The 525-nt window shown below is 39.6% G+C and carries 2 pseudogenes; one reads left to right on the forward strand and one right to left on the reverse strand.

What is annotated here, in order from left to right:
• A pseudogene (locus tag GQR46_RS20490) lies at positions 1–218 on the reverse strand (Mobile element protein); the annotation flags it as partial.
• A 110-nt stretch (positions 219–328) separates the two neighbouring features.
• On the opposite strand from GQR46_RS20490, the pseudogene GQR46_RS20495 reads away from it, so the two are divergent.
• Positions 329–475, forward strand: a pseudogene (locus tag GQR46_RS20495) (transposase); the annotation flags it as partial.
• Positions 476–525: the final 50 nt, after the last annotated feature.

Consider the following 525-nt stretch of genomic DNA (forward strand, 5'->3'; position numbering starts at 1 on the left):
TGGGTATGATTACTCATAACGGCATAAGCACATACATCAATACAAAACACCTTAGCTAACTCAAGCAGTTTGTCTTCAACCCAGCCTCTACGATGCTCGTAAGACTTGCCTGTAAAACGGTCTTCGCCACATAAAAATGCACGGCGTACACAACGTGAAATACAGTGGTAGTACTTTGTATCAACCAAACTTACTTGACGCTTTCTTGCGATAGCCATAAGACACCCTGCTTGTTTTTTACACTAAATAAAACGTAGTCCTTAATTTAAAAAAGAGCAAAATTTAGGATGGGTGTCACTGTTAATTGCTTTTCACTGTTAATTGCTTTATTCAAAGTGTGCCTGGCGTTGGTAATGTTGTCGCGTTTAACTTACTTAGTGACATGCCTGAGCTTGGGTGTGTAAACAATAAAGAGGCTGCATCACTAGTTGGTGTAGCACCATTTAATCGAGAAAGTGGTGCTTATCAGGGTAAATGTAGTGGTACAGTGATTTTGGCCACCCATTAAGAAAGAAATGTTATGCT

It is taken from the genome of Pseudoalteromonas sp. Z1A6, assembly GCF_011378745.1.
In the GTDB taxonomy this organism is placed as follows: Bacteria; Pseudomonadota; Gammaproteobacteria; order Enterobacterales; family Alteromonadaceae; genus Pseudoalteromonas; species Pseudoalteromonas arctica.